This window comes from Pseudomonas sp. (assembly GCF_037994325.1).
Taxonomy (GTDB): domain Bacteria; phylum Pseudomonadota; class Gammaproteobacteria; order Pseudomonadales; family Pseudomonadaceae; genus Aquipseudomonas.
This window is the reverse complement of record NZ_JBBNAH010000089.1, coordinates 1-16228: the sequence shown is the minus strand read 5'-3', so window position 1 is coordinate 16228 and position 16228 is coordinate 1. Positions and strand designations below refer to the sequence as shown.

The 16228-nt window shown below is 59.0% G+C and carries 16 protein-coding genes and 1 pseudogene; 9 read left to right on the top strand and 8 right to left on the bottom strand.

What is annotated here, in order from left to right; genetic code table 11:
• The 4 genes and pseudogenes from AAAB16_RS02880 to tsaA form a co-directional block, all read left to right on the top strand.
• Positions 1-394, top strand: a pseudogene (locus tag AAAB16_RS02880) (RNA-binding protein); the annotation flags it as partial.
• A 49-nt stretch (positions 395-443) separates the two neighbouring features.
• Positions 444-905 carry a DUF1456 family protein gene (locus AAAB16_RS02875; RefSeq protein ID WP_340661979.1) on the top strand — a complete coding sequence of 154 codons (462 nt, stop codon included), beginning with the start codon at positions 444-446 and terminating at the stop codon, positions 903-905.
• Positions 906-1119: 214 nt separating this feature from the next.
• On the top strand, positions 1120-1890 hold the full coding sequence (locus AAAB16_RS02870) for an SDR family oxidoreductase (protein ID WP_340661978.1): 771 nt from the start codon (positions 1120-1122) through the stop codon (positions 1888-1890).
• Positions 1891-2091: 201 nt separating this feature from the next.
• Complete coding sequence (gene tsaA, locus AAAB16_RS02865; protein WP_340661977.1) at positions 2092-2781, top strand: tRNA (N6-threonylcarbamoyladenosine(37)-N6)-methyltransferase TrmO; 690 nt, start codon at positions 2092-2094, stop codon at positions 2779-2781.
• Between the two features lie 112 nt (positions 2782-2893).
• Here the strand turns inward: tsaA and fpr are convergent, their stop codons facing one another.
• Complete coding sequence (fpr, locus tag AAAB16_RS02860) at positions 2894-3673, bottom strand: ferredoxin-NADP reductase (RefSeq protein WP_340661976.1); 780 nt, start codon at positions 3671-3673, stop codon at positions 2894-2896.
• Positions 3674-3793: 120 nt separating this feature from the next.
• On the opposite strand from fpr, the gene AAAB16_RS02855 reads away from it, so the two are divergent.
• A complete protein-coding gene (locus AAAB16_RS02855; protein ID WP_340661975.1) occupies positions 3794-4720 on the top strand; it encodes a LysR family transcriptional regulator in 927 nt (308 codons plus the stop codon).
• Between the two features lie 94 nt (positions 4721-4814).
• Here AAAB16_RS02855 and AAAB16_RS02850 read toward each other — a convergent pair whose 3' ends face one another.
• Together AAAB16_RS02850 and erdR are read right to left on the bottom strand one after the other, a co-directional pair.
• The gene (locus tag AAAB16_RS02850) at positions 4815-5186 is read right to left on the bottom strand and encodes a diacylglycerol kinase (protein WP_340661980.1); all 372 of its coding nucleotides are present in this window, start codon (positions 5184-5186) and stop codon (positions 4815-4817) included.
• Between the two features lie 78 nt (positions 5187-5264).
• Complete coding sequence (gene erdR, locus AAAB16_RS02845) at positions 5265-5915, bottom strand: response regulator transcription factor ErdR (RefSeq protein WP_340661974.1); 651 nt, start codon at positions 5913-5915, stop codon at positions 5265-5267.
• Positions 5916-6074: 159 nt separating this feature from the next.
• Here erdR and AAAB16_RS02840 point away from each other — a divergent pair, with 159 nt between their 5' ends.
• Positions 6075-6980: a DMT family transporter gene (locus AAAB16_RS02840; RefSeq protein WP_340661973.1), complete on the top strand. Its 906-nt coding sequence runs from the start codon at positions 6075-6077 to the stop codon at positions 6978-6980.
• A gap of 22 nt (positions 6981-7002) precedes the next feature.
• On the opposite strand, the gene AAAB16_RS02835 is transcribed toward AAAB16_RS02840, so the two are convergent.
• Together AAAB16_RS02835 and AAAB16_RS02830 are read right to left on the bottom strand one after the other, a co-directional pair.
• On the bottom strand, positions 7003-7713 hold the full coding sequence (locus AAAB16_RS02835; protein WP_340661972.1) for a tRNA-uridine aminocarboxypropyltransferase: 711 nt from the start codon (positions 7711-7713) through the stop codon (positions 7003-7005).
• 146 nt (positions 7714-7859) lie between these two features.
• Positions 7860-9563 carry an OmpP1/FadL family transporter gene (locus tag AAAB16_RS02830; RefSeq protein WP_340661971.1) on the bottom strand — a complete coding sequence of 568 codons (1704 nt, stop codon included), beginning with the start codon at positions 9561-9563 and terminating at the stop codon, positions 7860-7862.
• Between the two features lie 600 nt (positions 9564-10163).
• Here AAAB16_RS02830 and AAAB16_RS02825 point away from each other — a divergent pair.
• Positions 10164-10562: a quorum-sensing-regulated virulence factor family protein gene (locus AAAB16_RS02825; RefSeq protein ID WP_340661970.1), complete on the top strand. Its 399-nt coding sequence runs from the start codon at positions 10164-10166 to the stop codon at positions 10560-10562.
• A gap of 141 nt (positions 10563-10703) precedes the next feature.
• Complete coding sequence (locus AAAB16_RS02820) at positions 10704-11777, top strand: LOG family protein (protein WP_340661969.1); 1074 nt, start codon at positions 10704-10706, stop codon at positions 11775-11777.
• 98 nt (positions 11778-11875) lie between these two features.
• Here AAAB16_RS02820 and recX read toward each other — a convergent pair whose 3' ends face one another.
• From recX to AAAB16_RS02805, 3 genes are all read right to left on the bottom strand, one after another.
• Entirely contained in the window at positions 11876-12337 is a 462-nt protein-coding gene (recX, locus tag AAAB16_RS02815) for a recombination regulator RecX (protein ID WP_340661968.1), read from the bottom strand.
• Between the two features lie 8 nt (positions 12338-12345).
• The gene (recA, locus tag AAAB16_RS02810) at positions 12346-13407 is read right to left on the bottom strand and encodes a recombinase RecA (RefSeq protein ID WP_340661967.1); all 1062 of its coding nucleotides are present in this window, start codon (positions 13405-13407) and stop codon (positions 12346-12348) included.
• Between the two features lie 85 nt (positions 13408-13492).
• Positions 13493-13993: a CinA family protein gene (locus AAAB16_RS02805; RefSeq protein ID WP_340661966.1), complete on the bottom strand. Its 501-nt coding sequence runs from the start codon at positions 13991-13993 to the stop codon at positions 13493-13495.
• Between the two features lie 71 nt (positions 13994-14064).
• Here AAAB16_RS02805 and mutS point away from each other — a divergent pair.
• Positions 14065-16228 (top strand): DNA mismatch repair protein MutS (mutS, locus tag AAAB16_RS02800; protein ID WP_340661965.1); only part of this gene is annotated, 2164 nt, incomplete at its 3' end.

Here is a 16228-nt window from a genome sequence, read left to right as displayed (position 1 = left end):
GAACAGTGGCGCCCCGCTGCAAAAAGAAGCCGCCGGCCTGTTGGTATTTACCCAGGACTGGAAAATTCTGCGCAAGCTCACCGACGACCTGGCCAAGCTGGAACAGGAATATGTGGTGGAAGTCAGCGGCGACATTATCGAGCACGGCTTAAGCCGCTTGAACCAAGGGCGCACCCACAAAGGCCAAGTGCTGCCGCCGGTCAAAGCCAGCTGGCAGAGCGAAACGCGCCTGCGTTTTGCGGTGAAAAACCCGGCGCCGGGGCTGATCGCCAAACTGTGCCTCAGCGTTGGCCTGACGCCGGTCAGCATCAAGCGCATCCGCATTGGCGGCGTGTCCATGGGCAAGCTGCCGGCCGGACAGTGGCGCTACCTGGCGAAAACCGAAAAATTCTAAAGCGCGCGGTTCCGTAACCGTCGCCCTCCTCCCCCTTCAGGACCGCACCATGATCAACAACGACGTACTGCGCAGCGTGCGCTACATGCTCGACCTCAGCGACCCCAAGGTGGTCGAGGTTATCAAGCTGTCAGGCCTGCAAGTCGACCTCGACACCCTGCGCGCCTACCTGAAAAAGGACGACGAAGAGGGCTACCTGGAATGTGACGATGAGGTGCTGGCGCACTTTCTCGACGGCCTGATCTTTCACCTGCGCGGCAAAGACGAAAGCCGCCCAGCGCAACGCATTGAGCTACCGGTTACCAACAACATGGTGCTGAAAAAGCTGCGCGTAGCCTTTGAGCTAAAAGAAGAAGACCTGCACGACATTCTGCAAAGCGTCGACTTCCCCGTCAGCAAACCCGAACTCAGCGCCCTGTTCCGCAAATTCGGCCACAGCAACTACCGCACCTGTGGTGATCAGTTGCTGCGCAACTTCCTTAAAGGCCTGACCCAGCGCGTGCGTACCTAACGAGCTCCCGTAGGGTGTGCTATGCGCACCTAGCCATTTGCGCATGAACGCCATGGTGCGCGCAGCACATCCTACGAACCCGTGTCCGGCATCCAGGCTTACCACCGCAAACACTGTCTCGCATGCCCGTGCATTCTCCATGGCAATAGTTCCTGCGTAATCCTTTCAAGCGCTTTAGGGTGTTGGCACAACAACCTGATAAGAGCGCTCCCCCATGCATCCGTACTTTTCCCTGCAAGGCCGCACCGCGCTGGTAACCGGCGGCACCCGTGGCATCGGCAAAATGATTGCCAAGGCCTTTGTTGAAGCTGGCGCCCGTGTCTATGTGTGTGCCCGTGACGGCGAAGCCTGCGCCGCCACCGCTGCCGAATTGTCAGCCTTTGGTGAGTGCCATGGCATCGCCGCCAACCTGGCCCATGAGGAAGGTGTGGTGGCGTTGGCGGAGCAACTGGGCGGGCAAATCGACCAGCTCGATATCCTGGTGAACAACGCTGGCACCACCTGGGGTGCGCCGCTGGAAACCTACCCGGTCAAAGGCTTTGAAAAGGTCATGCAGCTAAACGTGACCTCGGTGTTCTTGTGCATTCAGAAACTCCTGCCGCTGCTGCGCAAAGCCGGCAATAGCCAGAGCCCGGCACGGGTGATCAATATCGGCTCGGTGGCCGGCATCACCTCCTATGGCGAAGAGGCCTATGCCTATGGGCCAAGCAAGGCGGCGCTGCATCACCTCTCACGCTCCCTGGCGCGTGACCTGGTTAGCCAGCACATCAACGTCAACGTAATTGCCCCCGGCCGTTTCCCAAGCAAGATGACAAGCCATATCGCCAATGATGAAGAGGCGTTGGCTGAAGACACGGCGATCATCCCCATGAAGCGTTGGGGCCGGGAAGAAGAGATGGGCGCGCTGGCGATTGCCTTGGCCAGTACGGCGGGGGCGTATATGACCGGGACTATCATCCCAATCGACGGCGGGTTTGCGATGTAAATGCCTTTCACGCGGACTGTGCTCACCGGCATCGTTTGCCTGGACATTCTGGGTCCCCACCTACGCGGGGACGACGGGAGTTTTAGAACTACCTCCGTCATTCCCGCGTAGGCGGGAATCCAGCGTTTCCCGCCTACGCGCAGATGCGCACAGCACACCTGCGCTAGGTATGATGGCCCGGTTTTCCAGCCGGGCTTTTTTATGTCTTATCAGGTCTCCCCCATCGGTTTTGTGCGCTCCTGCTTTAAGGAGAAATTCGCCATTCCCCGCCAACCGCAACTGGCGCCGGCGGCCCGTGGCGTATTGGAGTTGGTGCCACCGTTTGATGGTGGCGAAGCCGTGCAAGGCTTGGAGCAGGTCAGCCATGTGTGGCTGCTGTTTCTGTTTCATCAAGCCTTGGAAGACAAACCCCGCCTGAAAGTGCGCCCACCGCGTTTGGGCGGCAACCAATCCATGGGCGTGTTCGCCACCCGCGCCACCCACCGCCCCAATGGTATTGGCCAATCCGTGGTCAAACTGGAGCGCGTTGAGGCCGGCAAGCTGTGGCTGTCGGGCATCGATTTGCTCGACGGCACACCAGTGCTGGATATCAAACCCTACGTGCCCTACGCCGACGCGGTGAGTGGTGCTTTCAACCGCATGGCCGATGCCGCACCACGGCTAATCGACGTGCAGTGGACAGACAGCGCGTTAGCACAGGCACACGAACACGGCCTGCGCTTAGAGCAACCGCTGCATGAATTAATCGAGCAATGCCTGGCGCAAGACCCGCGCCCGGCGTATCAGCAGCCAGAACCAAGCCGCCTCTACGGTACCCAGCTGTGGGATGTGCAGGTGCGTTGGCATTACCCGACGCCTTCGCAGATCTGCGTGCTAGAAGTGGTCCCGTAGGATGTGCTGCGCGCACCAGACGATTCTCCCGATATCGCAACGGTGCGCACGGCACACCCTACAAAAGCAAAAAGCCCCGCACTAGGCGGGGCTTTTTTATACGGCGTTCGGCTTACTTCTCTACGAAAGCACGTTCGATCAAGTAATCACCCGGCTCACCCATACGCGCCGAAATCTTCAGACCAAAGCTATCCAACACTTCGCTGGTTTCGTCGAGCATGCTTGGGCTACCGCAGATCATGGCGCGGTCGTCCTGCGGGTTGATCGGTGGCAGACCGATATCGGTGAACAGCTTGCCGCTGCGCATCAGGTCGGTGAGGCGACCCATGTTCTCGAACGGCTCACGGGTAACGGTTGGGTAGTAGATCAGCTTTTCTTTCAGCGCTTCGCCGAAGAATTCGTTCTGCGGCAGGTGCTCGGTAATGAACTCGCGGTAAGCGACTTCGTTCACGTAGCGCACGCCATGGATAAGGATGACTTTTTCGAAACGCTCGTAGGTTTCCGGGTCCTGAATCACGCTCATAAACGGCGCCAGGCCAGTGCCGGTGCTAAGCAGGTAAAGGTGCTTGCCAGGTAGCAGGTCATCCAGCACCAGGGTGCCGGTGGGCTTGCGGCTAACCATCAGCTCGTCGCCCACTTTCAGGTGTTGCAGTTGGGAAGTCAGCGGGCCATCAGGAACCTTGATGCTGAAGAACTCCAAGTGCTCTTCATAGTTCGGGCTGGCAATCGAGTAAGCTCGCATCAGCGGGCGACCGTTTTCCTGTTGCAGGCCGATCATTACAAACTGGCCGTTCTCAAAACGCAGGCCCGGGTTACGGGTGGTTTTGAAGCTGAACAGGGTGTCGTTCCAGTGGTGGACGCTGAGCACACGCTCTACGTTCAAGTTGCTCATGCTTGCTTCCTCGATGAATCGCGCGCACCCGACCGACGGGTGTGATTGCGCGGCATTTTAAGGGCGACAACAATATCTGTTAAGTGGATTATTAAGATATAGGTTATCGGTTATATAGATATGCGTTTCACACTCCGCCAACTCCAGGTTTTTGTCGCCGTCGCCCAGCAGGAAAGCGTCTCGCGGGCGGCTGAGTCTTTGGCCCTGTCGCAGTCCGCCGCCAGCACGGCAGTGACCGAGCTAGAGCGGCAGTCGGCCTGCCAGCTGTTTGATCGCGCCGGAAAACGGCTGTCGCTGAACGCCCTTGGCCACCAACTTCTGCCCCAGGCTGTAGCGCTGCTCGATCAAGCCAAAGAGATCGAACGCATGCTTAATGGCCAAGGCGGATTCAGCTCCCTTTCAGTTGGTGCCACGTTGACCGTGGGCAATTACCTGGCAACGCTGCTGATTGGCAGTTTTATGCAGCAACACCCCGAATGCCGGGTAAAGCTGCACGTGCAAAACACCGCGCACGTTGTACAGCAGGTGGCCCATTACGAAATTGATCTAGGCCTGATCGAAGGCGATTGCCAGCACCCGGATATCGAAGTGCAGCCGTGGGTAGAAGACGAACTGGTGGTGTTCTGCGCCCCGCAACACCCATTAGCCAGCAATGGCAGCGCGACGTTGCTGGAGTTGACCCAGGAAGCCTGGATTCTGCGCGAACAAGGCTCCGGCACCCGCCTGACCTTCGACCAAGCCATGCGCCATCACCCCTCGGCGCTAAATATCCGCCTGGAGCTGGAACACACCGAAGCGATCAAACGAGCGGTGGAATCAGGCTTGGGCATTGGCTGCATTTCGCGCCTGGCGCTGCGCGATGCCTTTCGCCGCGGCAGCTTGGTGCCAGTGGAAACGCCAGAACTGGACCTTACCCGCCAGTTCTATTTCATCTGGCACAAGCAGAAGTACCAGACCAGCGCCATGCGCGAATTTCTTGAGCAGTGCCGCAAGCTGACGGCTGGAGTTAAGCGCAGCGACGAAATCGTACTGCCCTCAATCGCCTGAAAAACGCCTTGGTGCGCGCAGCACACCCTACAAGATCAGAAGCGGCTCGCTAGGGTGTGCTGCGCGCATCAGGCTACCGCTGAGCTGCGCACATTTAGCCCAGCAGAATAATTAACCACACGCTGCCAATCAGACTCAGCGCCACAAACTGCGCGGCGCTGCCCATGTCTTTGGCGTTTTTGGAGAGCGGGTGACGGTCGAGGGAAATCCGGTCAATCGCCGCTTCTACCGCCGAATTGAACAGCTCAACAATCAGCGCCAACAAGCAGGCGGCAATCATCAGCGCACGCTCGCCACGGCTTACGTCAAAAAAGAACGCCAACGGAATCAGCACCACATTAAGCAGCACCAGTTGACGGAACGCTGCCTCACCGACATAGGCGGCGCGCAGGCCATCAAATGAGTAGCCGGTGGCGTTAAGGATACGTTTGAGGCCGGTCTGGCCTTTAAAAGGTGACATAGGAATAAAACCAGAATTCAGGAGGACCGCAGGCTACGCCAAACACGGTCAAAAATGCGTGAAAAACCAAAGACCTGGCGCAGGTTAGGCGGCGGGAATGGATTCCAGATGTTGCAGTAGTAAAGCGGCCTGAGTGCGCGTGCGCACACCGAGCTTACGGAAAATAGCCGTGACATGGGCTTTGATGGTGGCTTCGGACACGCTCAATTCATAGGCAATTTGTTTGTTTAGCAAACCGTCGCAGACCATGGTCAACACGCGAAATTGCTGCGGGGTCAGGCTCGCCAGGCCAGCGCTCACGGCTTTCGCCTCGGCCGACACGCTGCCGCCCTCCTCCACCAACGGCGGCCACCAGACGTCACCGTCGAGCACTTGACGTACGGCCAGCTGAATGGTTTCCAAAGGGCTGGATTTGGGGATAAAACCACTGGCGCCAAACTCACGGGCGCGCGCCACAACAGACGCTTCCTCCTGCGCCGACACCATCACCACCGGCACTTGCGGATACTGCCCACGCACCATCACCAAACCAGAAAAGCCGTAGGCACCGGGCATGTTCAGGTCGAGAAGGACCAAATCCCAGTCCGACTTTTCGCCCAAGCGCGCTTCCAATTCGGCAATGCTTGCGGCTTCTACCAGACGAACCTGTGGACCAAGGCCCAGGGTAAGCGCCTGATGCAGGGCACTGCGAAACAAGGGATGGTCATCGGCAATCAGAATTTCGTAGTCGGCCATGGGCTGCTCTTATGAAAGGGGCGCTTCTCGATGTACGAAAAATCGCTGCGTAACCGGGTATGTCGCGCAGCGGCGGCGCTCAGCATGCCGAGCCAGAATGGGGTGGTCAAGCCTAATGCTTTGCGGCACAGTTCCTGGCTTTTCCTGCCGAGACTGACCATGCGAAACCAAGCGCTGCGCGCCGACCTATTAATGCTGATCACCGCGCTGATCTGGGGTAGCGCCTTTGTCGCTCAACGCGTAGGCATGGACTCCATCGGCCCCTACCTGTTCTCCGGCCTGCGTTTCGCCTTGGGCTTTGTGGTATTGCTGCCAGTGGTCTACCTGCTCGGTCGCGGCGGCAAGCAACAACCGCTTAACCGCGGCCTGATAGTAGGCGGCGGGATCATGGGCGTGGTGCTGGCCCTGGGCATCAATCTGCAGCAGGTCGGCCTGCTGTTTACCAGCGTGACCAACGCCGGTTTTATCACCGGTTTGTACGTCATCGTGGTACCGCTGATTGGTTTGTTTATTGGCCATAAAACGGGTTTGGGCACCTGGCTGGGTGCTTCGCTGGCAGTGGTCGGCATGTTCCTGCTGAGTGTCGGCGAAGGCTTCCATGTGGCCTCCGGCGACTGGCTGCAACTGGCCGGCGCGTTTGTGTGGGGTAGTCATGTGCTGCTGGTGGGCTACTTTGCCAGCCGCTACGACCCTATTCGCTTGGCGACCATTCAATTTGGCGTGTGCGCAGCCATCAGCTTGGGCCTGGCGGCGTGCCTGGAAGATATTCACCTGGCCAGCATCGTCGTCGCCGGGCCTTCGATTATTTATGGCGGGCTGGTCTCGGTGGGCATTGCCTACACCCTGCAAGTGATCGCGCAAAAACACGCCATCGCTTCCCACGCAGCGATCATCTTTTCCCTGGAAGCGGTGTTTGCGGCCGTGGCTGGCGCGGTATTCCTCGATGAGTCGCTGCACCTGCGCGGCTATATCGGCTGTGCGCTGATGTTTGCCGGCATGTTGGTGGCGCAGCTATGGCCGACCAAGGTGGTGGCCGAAGAAGTGGCGCAGGCTAAGGTCGCCTAAGCGACCTCTATAAAGAAGCGCGTTAGCGGTACTCGGCCAGGCGCTGGTGAATTTCGTCTTGTGGGTCTACCGGGCGTTGAAACTTGGCGCCCAGGTAGTGGGCGGTGAACACGTCCAGGTAGGCATCCAGCGCCGCCGCCGCGCGCGGCTCGCCGGCCAATTCCAGACAAAGCGCCGCCACTTCCGATGTGCACAGATGATCATCGCGCTTGGAGCGGCGCAGGCGGTAGCGCGACAGCTGCTCCGGTTGCAGGCTGAGCACCGGAAATTTATCCAGATACGGGCTCTTGCGAAACATCTTGCGCGCCTCGGTCCAAGTGGCATCCAGCAGGATAAACAGCGGGCGCTTGCCCTCCTCCACCTTCACCTCGGTGACCACTCGCTCCGGCGCAACAAACTCACCGGGGAATACCACGTAGGGTTGCCACTGTGGGTCGTTAAGCAGCGCCGGAATTTGCGGGTCCACCTCGGTGCGAAACCAGCGATAGGCAAAGGTATCGCTCACCAAGTCGGCAATCAGCCAGCCGGTGTTGGTCGGTTTCAGCGATTCCACATCGTGCATCAGCAGAAACATCCCGGCCTGGGTCGGCACCTCTGGCCGTAGGGCGCACAGGCAATACTCGGGCACCACACGGCAGCCTTGGCAACGCGGCGCGCGCGAACCACGGGCGGTAAACGGCTTGCTGCTCAGCAACAAACGCTCGGCACGCAGGCGCGAAACGGCGTGGCTCATTGCGCGCAACCCGGCAGGAAAAAGAGGCTGATCATGGACTGCATCCGACCACTGCAAAATAAAGCCGGCGAGTCTAGCAGAGGCGCGGGGCAAAACCTGCGCGGGCAACGCGCGGGTCGACAGGCGACCCGCTGTGCCCTAACGGCTTAAAACGACTGGTTAAAGGCCAAGCCAATAAAGTGGATACGGGTTTCGTACTCACCCTTGAAGTTGCCGCCGTTGCCGGTGCAACGCACGCCGCTGTCGGCATACAGGCTACCGCCACCGGGCGCCCAGCCGGCTGGCGAGCAACTATCCTTGTAATCCATCTTGCCGCTGGCGAACTGCACGTAGCTGTAGGCCAGGTCGATAGACGAGTCTTTGTCCAACTTGTAGTTGGCACCAAACGAAAGCCAGTAACGGTCAGCATCGGGAAACGCCGGATGGCGGTCGCTGGCGCCGTTAACCGGCGATTTGTCGTAGGCCACGCCGGTACGCAGCATCAGGTCTTTGTCCCATTGGTAGTTCATACCCAGGGAAATTTTGTAGGTGTCGTTCCAGTCCTGATCGACCGTTGCGTCGCCTTCGGTGACGCCGTTGAAGTACGGGTAGCCGTTGACCTGATCGAGCTGAATGGCCACTTGATCCAGGCGTGAGTGGCGGGTCCAGGTTACATCGCCCATCAATGCCACTTTGTCGTTTAGCTGGTGAAAGGCATTGATAGAGAACGACTCGGGGGTGTCGATATTGGTCTTGGCGGTGGAGTTAGGGTGCAGGCGGTTGCCGGCGAAGGTGCCTGGGCCGACCCAATTGGCGGGGTCGAAGACTTGCTGCAACGCATCCTGCGGCGGCACATAGATATCGAAGATCGGAATGGTAACGCCGCCCTCCAGGCTGGTGTCAGGCGAAGGCACTGCACCATTGACGTCGGCGAAGCTCCACTTGGTTTTGCCTTCCAGGGTGTGCTTGATATGGGAGCGGTAAGCCACGCCAAAGCGCGTGGTTTCGGTCGGTTCCCACATATAACCGATGTTCCAACCAAAGCCCCAGTCATCGCCCTTCACGCGGAAGTAGCCATCACCTTCGACGTTGTCGGCGAAGTTTTTCGCCACGCAATCGACGAACCCGTCATGGTCGGAAACCCCACCGCAGGAAGTGATTTCATCTGGCACCGGAACGCCAGCAATCGCCCCTACCACCGGCCCCAAAATGGGGTCAGCAGCATTACGTGTGGAATCGTAGTTGGCCTCGACAAACTGCCCTGCCAACTGCCGCGAAGCGCCTTTCACATCCGCCGCGCCACGCTGAATCGATTTGATGTACTGCGCCGAGATCCCGAAGCCGATGCTATGGTGCTCATTAAAACGGTAGGCAATGCTCGGGTTGATATTAATGGTTTCCAGATTGGCCGACTGGATGCCATAGCGGCCGCTCCAATTCTCTTTGTAATCAAGCTTGGCGCCGTAGGGTACGAAGAGTCCCAGACCGACCGTAACGTGGTCGTTAATCTGGCTGGAGAAGTAGAAATCTGGTGCGGCAGCGGCATCCGGCAGAAAGGAGCCTGCGCCTGTGCCGCCGGTGGAATTGCCAAACACATCGGTACTACCGGTGTCTTTAAAGCTGCCTTTGGGGATCACCACGGTAATGCCGTTGGTAACTTGGGTGCCGGGTAACCGGGCCAAACCGGCGGGGTTGTAGAAGATGGTTGACGGATCGACTGCCTCTGCGCCGTTAGCATGGGCGGTGCCTTGGGCGGCCACCGACTGCGAACCAAAGTGGTACCCGGAAGCCATAACCCCGGAAGTCCAAACCAACATCAAGCCACCGCTATACAGCGCGGTCTGCCAGCAAGATGGGCGAGTTCTTATCATTATTCTCGACTCCTACATGCATCAAATAAGCCCTGCACCAGCCGATTAGGCCAATCGGAACAACGGTGGCAGCGGCGGTAAAACCGACTCGTGGATGAAACGGTGTGCGTTTGTGACCGGCCTCCTCAGTTGACGATCCCCAATCCTTCGTACTGCTTGCTCTCTTTCGCCGCCCTGGCCTGGGTAACACCCAAGCACTGAAAGACTTGGCCGGATTGCACCTGGCAAAACCCTGTCGCCCCCCGACGCCCACGGTTAAAGGGCTCAAGCGCAACGGCGAGGTGTAAGAAAACCGTTACCGATTCACACCAAGCCGTACAAATTTCTATGACCAAATAATTCAAAAATGTTCGAACTGTTTTTTGAGAGACGGAACTCGGCGGTTTTGTCCGACGTTTTCCGCGAAAGCAGGAGTGTTCGCTGCAGGTTGAGGAAAGTTTTGGCAAGAGAAATCTGTTCAGCAGCTGGCGAACTTGAACTGTTCACAGCTGTTGGTCAGGATGCAGCGCTTGGCCGCCATTGGCCTGAATTTAAAAACCGGCGTGACGAACCTAGCCCCCGGGCCAGGGTCCAAGTCGCTTTACGGATATGGAGACTTACATGCTGCGCTTTACGGCCCTGGCCCTCTGCTTCGCCCTTCCCGCTGCGCACGCCGCTTCGCTGCAAGATTTCGAGCTGAACAAACTGCTCACTCAGGTCGCCACCCAAAGCAGCGTCGGCACCCCACGCGCCATCAACGAAGACATCCTCGACCAGGGCTATACCGTCGAAGGCAATGTGCTGATCAACCACCTGAGCGTCCAGCCGGCCCATGCCGCGCAGATGCGCGGCAACCCGGACTCGGTGCGCAATCAATTGGGCGCCAGCGTTTGCCAGAACGACGGCTTCCGCAAACTGATGGCCCGCGGTGCGGTGTTGCGTTACCAATTCAGCGAATACAAAACCAACAAGCACATCGCTGCCGAGAGCTTTAATAAAGCTGACTGTGGAATCAAATAAGCTTTACTGACCTATGGGTGTGCGCGAGAAAGCATCGTTGTCATGGTGCGCACAGCACACCCTACGGATCTTGAGTAACGCGGTTGTAGGGTGTGCTCTGCGCACCAACAGATCCAAGGTTCACATACAAGGAGCAGTCCCATGCCTTACGAACCGGACGATTACCTGACCCGCCACGTCCAAACCAGCAGCATCGACTTAGCCAGCAAAGTCGATGAACTCCTCGCCCTCGCCGCCCCCAACTCCAGCGCAAACCTTCCGCTTTATCGCGACATGCTCTCCACCGTGCTGCGCGCGGCCCAGGCCGATCGTAATCGCTGGGATGCGAAAATCATGCTGCAAACTCTGCGCGAGATGGAGCACGCTTTTAGTGTGTTGGAGCAGTTCAAACGGCGGCGCAAAGTCACGGTGTTCGGTTCCGCCCGCACGCCGACCAACCACCCGATCTATGAGTTAGCCAAGGAACTAGGCGCCCTTTTGGCACGCAACGAGCTGATGGCAATTACCGGAGCGGGTGGCGGCATCATGGCAGCTGCCCATGAGGGTGCCGGGCTGGAACACAGTTTGGGGCTGAATATCAGCCTGCCGTTTGAACAAAGTGCTAACGCCACTCTGCAAGGCAGCAGCAACCTGCTGTCCTTCAAGTTTTTCTTTCTGCGCAAGCTGTTCTTTGTCAAAGAAGCCGACGCCCTGGTGCTCTGCCCCGGTGGCTTTGGCACCCTGGATGAAACACTGGAAGCGCTAACCCTGATCCAAACCGGTAAAAGCCCGCTGGTACCCGTGGTGCTGCTAGATGAACCCAACGGCACGTTCTGGCATGACGCCTTGGCGTTTATCAGCAAGCAACTGCAAGGCAACGGCTACATCCTGCCCAGCGACTTAAAACTGCTGAGCCTGGTGCATAGCGCCGAGGACGCCGTAGGCGAAATCACCCGTTTCTACAGCAACTACCACTCCAGCCGCTGGCTGAAAGAGCGCTTTGTAGTGCGCCTGCACCATGCCCTAAACGCCGACGCCATGGGGCAATTGCCGGAGCTGTTTGCTGACCTGTGTAAAAGCGGTGGGTATGTGCAGCAGGTGGGGGCGTTTGCCAGTGAAGGGGATGAGCCGGAGTTGGCGCACCTGAGCCGCTTGGCATTTACCTTTCGCGGTCGAGAGTACGGGCGTTTAAGGGAGCTCTACGACTTCCTCAACTCGGCTGAGAATTGGGCTTAACCGTAGGGTGTGCCGGTCCGCGCTCGGTGTGCGCACCGAAGCGCCATCGCAGATATCGCCATGGTGCGCACAGCAAACCCGACCCCGGCACCGCGCGCTCAGTCGTACAACGTGCCGCGTAGTAGCTTGCCAATCATGTCCATCGAATAACCGCGATAGGCGAGAAAACGTCCTTGCTGGGCGCGCTCCCGCGCATCGTTGGGTTGCTCACCAAACTTGCGCCGCCAGACCTCTTCCATTTGCTCACGCCAGTCGATACCGCACTCGCGCAACGCCTGCTCGATATCGGCTCGCGCCAAGCCACGCTGGCTGAGCTCTTCGCGGATACGCACAGGGCCATACCCGGAACGGGCACGGTAGGAGACAAAGCTTTCAAGGTATCGGCTTTCGGACAACAAACCCTCTTCCGTAAGACGGTCGAGGGCTGCGTCGATAAGCTCGGCAGTTGCGCCGCGCTGGCGCAATTTGCGGCTTAACTCGACACGCCCATGTTCACGGCGTGCGAGCAAATCCATGGCTGTACGTCGTACTGCGGCAGGGTTGTCGAGTACGACGGCCATGGTGCAGATCAGGCGTCCGCGTCAGCCAGATCGTCTTCGGTGCTGTTTACAGCGGCGGCGGCCGCAGCGGCTGCATCTTTACCCGCCATCAGCAGCTGATCGCGAATCTGCTTCTCGATGGTTTTGGCGATTTCCGGGTTGTCTTCCAGGTACTTGGCCGAGTTGGCTTTACCCTGACCGATTTTGCTGCCCAGGTAGCTGTACCAGGCGCCGGATTTTTCCAGCAGACCGAGTTGCACGCCCAGGTCGATGATTTCGCCGTTACGGTAGATGCCCTTGCCATACAGAATCTGGAATTCAGCCTGACGGAATGGCGGTGCCACCTTGTTTTTCACGACTTTCACGCGGGTTTCGCTGCCTACTACTTCGTCGCCTTCTTTCACCGCGCCGGTACGGCGGATGTCCAGACGAACCGAGGCGTAGAACTTCAGCGCGTTACCACCGGTGGTGGTTTCCGGGCTGCCAAACATGACGCCAATTTTCATACGGATCTGGTTAATGAAGATAACCAGGCAGTTGGCGTTTTTGATGTTGCCGGTAATTTTACGCAGCGCTTGAGACATCAGACGGGCTTGCAGGCCGACGTGCATGTCGCCCATTTCACCTTCGATTTCAGCTTTCGGCACCAGGGCTGCTACGGAGTCGACGATGATGACGTCAACGGCGTTGGAACGCACCAGCATGTCGGTGATTTCCAGCGCTTGCTCGCCGGTGTCGGGCTGGGAAACCAGCAGGTCGTCAACGTTAACGCCGAGTTTGCCAGCGTAGTCAGGGTCAAGGGCGTGTTCAGCATCGACGAAGGCGCAGGTGGCGCCCATGCGTTGTGCTTCAGCAATGACCGACAGGGTAAGGGTGGTTTTACCGGACGATTCAGGACCGTAGATTTCGACGATACGGCCTTTTGGCAAGCCGCCAATGCCCAGGGCAATGTCGAGGCCCAGCGAGCCGGTGGAAATAGCCGGGATGGCTTGGCGATCGTGATCGCCCATGCGCATGACTGCGCCTTTGCCGAATTGTTTTTCGATTTGACCCAGGGCTGCAGCCAAGGCGCGCTTCTTATTCTCGTCCATTGAATCCTCACGTGATCAAGAGGGCCTAGCGGCCGCTAACAACTGTATAAGTAGCCAGTATTATTCCACAGCGCAAGTCGAGCGCCTACCCCTGATCTGGATTTTCTCCTGCAGCTAGTCGGATCAGCCCGGCCAGTGCGGCTTCCACCGTTTGTCGCCGCACGGCGTCGCGATCCCCGGCAAACAGGCGCTTGCGGGTAATCAGCTGCTCGCCGTTGGCCCAGGCAAGCCAGACCGTTCCTACTGGCTTCTCGGCTGAACCGCCGTCGGGACCGGCAACGCCGCTGACGGCTACGGAAAAACGCGCGCTACTTTTCTGCTGTGCACCTCGGACCATGGCCTCCACCACCTCACGGCTAACCGCCCCAACCGAGGTAAACAAACCTGGCGGCACATCCAACTGACGGGTTTTCTGCGCATTGGAATAGGTGACGTAGCCCGCCTCAAACCAGGCCGAGCTACCCGGAATTCGGGTAATGGCCTCGGCAATACCGCCACCGGTACAGGACTCGGCGGTGCTCACTTGCGCACCCAGCGCACGTAAATCCTGGCCCAGTTGGGCGGCCAGTTGGCTAATCGCGTCCAATGCAAACTCCGGGGTTAAAGAGGATGAGGGGGATACCGTACACTAGCGCCTTTTGCGCGCAAGGCTTGGGAATGAGCGATCTCTCCGCACACACACCGATGATGCAGCAGTACTGGCGGCTGAAAAATCAGCACCCCGACCAGTTGATGTTTTACCGCATGGGCGACTTCTACGAGATTTTCTACGAAGACGCGAAGAAGGCCGCCAAGCTGCTGGACATTACCTTGACCGCGCGCGGCCAGTCTGCGGGCATGGCCATTCCGATGTGCGGCATTCCTTACCATGCCGCCGAAGGTTACTTGGCCAAGCTGGTAAAGCTTGGCGAGTCGGTGGTGATTTGCGAACAAATTGGCGACCCGGCCACCAGCAAAGGCCCGGTGGAACGCCAGGTGGTGCGTATTATCACGCCAGGTACGGTGAGCGATGAAGCGCTGCTTGATGAGCGCCGCGACAACTTGCTGGCCGCCGTGCTCGGTGACGAACGTCTGTTTGGCCTGGCCGTGCTGGATATCACCAGCGGCCGCTTTAGCGTGTTGGAAATCGCTGGCTGGGAGAACCTGCTGGCTGAGCTGGAGCGCCTAAACCCGGTCGAGCTGCTGATCCCCGACGACTGGCCGCAAGGTCTGCCTGCGGAAAAACGCCGTGGCGCGCGGCGCCGAGCGCCGTGGGATTTCGAGCGTGATTCGGCGTTGAAAAGCCTTTGCCAACAATTCGCCACCCAAGACCTGAAAGGCTTTGGCTGTGAGAACCTGACCCTGGCCATCGGCGCCGCCGGTTGCCTGCTGGCTTATGCCAAAGAAACCCAACGCACCGCCCTGCCCCACCTGCGCAGCCTGCGCCATGAGCGCATTGACGACACGGTGATCCTGGATGGCGCTAGCCGGCGCAATCTGGAGCTGGACACCAACCTTGCCGGTGGCCGCGACAACACCCTGCAATCGGTGGTCGACCGCTGCCAAACCGCCATGGGCAGCCGTCTACTAACGCGTTGGCTGAATCGTCCGCTGCGCCAGCGCGCCGTGCTGGATGCTCGCCAGGAATCCATTGCCTGCCTGCTCGAGCGCTATCGCTTCGAAAGTTTGCAGCCGCAGCTCAAAGAAATTGGCGACCTGGAACGCATCCTTGCCCGAATTGGCCTGCGTAACGCGCGGCCGCGTGATATGGCCCGCCTACGGGACGCCCTCGCCGCGCTGCCCGAGCTGCAACTGGCCATGGCGCAATTGGAAAGCCCGCATGTTCAGGAACTGGCGAATACCGTCAGCACCTACCCGGAGCTTGCCGAGCTGCTGGGCCGCGCGATTATTGATAATCCACCGGCGGTAATCCGCGATGGTGGCGTGCTGAAAACCGGCTACGACGCCGAGTTGGACGAGTTGCAATCACTCAGCGAAAACGCCGGCCAGTACCTGATGGATCTGGAAACGCGGGAAAAAGCCCGCACCGGCTTGGCCAACCTCAAGGTCGGCTACAACCGTATCCACGGTTACTTCATCGAATTGCCGAGCAAGCAGGCTGAAAGCGCGCCGGCTGATTACATTCGCCGCCAAACACTCAAGGGCGCGGAACGCTTTATCACGCCCGAGCTAAAAGAGTTTGAAGACAAGGCACTGTCGGCGAAAAGCCGCGCCCTGGCGCGGGAAAAAATGCTCTATGACGAGCTGCTGGAACGCCTGATCGGCCACCTGGGCCCACTGCAAGACAGCGCCGCCGCGCTGGCCGAACTGGATGTATTGAGCAACCTGGCCGAGCGCGCGCTGAGCCTCGATCTCAATCGCCCACGCTTTGTCGACGAGCCGTGCATGCGCATCAGCCAGGGCCGTCACCCGGTGGTCGAACAAGTGCTGACCACGCCGTTCGTGGCCAACGACCTGAGCCTGGACGACAACACGCGGATGCTGGTCATTACTGGCCCGAACATGGGCGGTAAATCCACCTATATGCGCCAGACCGCGCTGATCGTATTGCTGGCCCATATCGGCAGCTTTGTGCCGGCGGCCAGTTGCGAGCTGTCGCTGGTCGATCGCATTTTCACCCGTATCGGCTCCAGCGACGACCTGGCCGGTGGCCGCTCGACCTTTATGGTGGAGATGAGCGAAACCGCCAATATCTTGCACAACGCCAGCGAACGCAGCCTGGTACTAATGGACGAAGTGGGTCGTGGCACCAGCACCTTTGACGGCTTGTCGTTGGCGTGGGCGGCCGCTGAACACTTGGCGCAGTTGCGCGCCTATACGC

Coding starts and splice junctions, on each gene's coding strand:
- AAAB16_RS02870 (WP_340661978.1), top strand. CDS start 1,120: ATGCATCCGTACTTTTCCCTGCAAGGCCGCACCGCGCTGGTAACCGGC.
- AAAB16_RS02830 (WP_340661971.1), bottom strand. CDS start 9,563: ATGATAAGAACTCGCCCATCTTGCTGGCAGACCGCGCTGTATAGCGGT.
- tsaA (WP_340661977.1), top strand. CDS start 2,092: ATGTCTTATCAGGTCTCCCCCATCGGTTTTGTGCGCTCCTGCTTTAAG.
- AAAB16_RS02835 (WP_340661972.1), bottom strand. CDS start 7,713: ATGAGCCACGCCGTTTCGCGCCTGCGTGCCGAGCGTTTGTTGCTGAGC.
- erdR (WP_340661974.1), bottom strand. CDS start 5,915: ATGGCCGACTACGAAATTCTGATTGCCGATGACCATCCCTTGTTTCGC.
- AAAB16_RS02820 (WP_340661969.1), top strand. CDS start 10,704: ATGCCTTACGAACCGGACGATTACCTGACCCGCCACGTCCAAACCAGC.
- AAAB16_RS02855 (WP_340661975.1), top strand. CDS start 3,794: ATGCGTTTCACACTCCGCCAACTCCAGGTTTTTGTCGCCGTCGCCCAG.
- recA (WP_340661967.1), bottom strand. CDS start 13,407: ATGGACGAGAATAAGAAGCGCGCCTTGGCTGCAGCCCTGGGTCAAATC.
- AAAB16_RS02840 (WP_340661973.1), top strand. CDS start 6,075: ATGCGAAACCAAGCGCTGCGCGCCGACCTATTAATGCTGATCACCGCG.
- recX (WP_340661968.1), bottom strand. CDS start 12,337: ATGGCCGTCGTACTCGACAACCCTGCCGCAGTACGACGTACAGCCATG.
- AAAB16_RS02825 (WP_340661970.1), top strand. CDS start 10,164: ATGCTGCGCTTTACGGCCCTGGCCCTCTGCTTCGCCCTTCCCGCTGCG.
- fpr (WP_340661976.1), bottom strand. CDS start 3,673: ATGAGCAACTTGAACGTAGAGCGTGTGCTCAGCGTCCACCACTGGAAC.
- AAAB16_RS02875 (WP_340661979.1), top strand. CDS start 444: ATGATCAACAACGACGTACTGCGCAGCGTGCGCTACATGCTCGACCTC.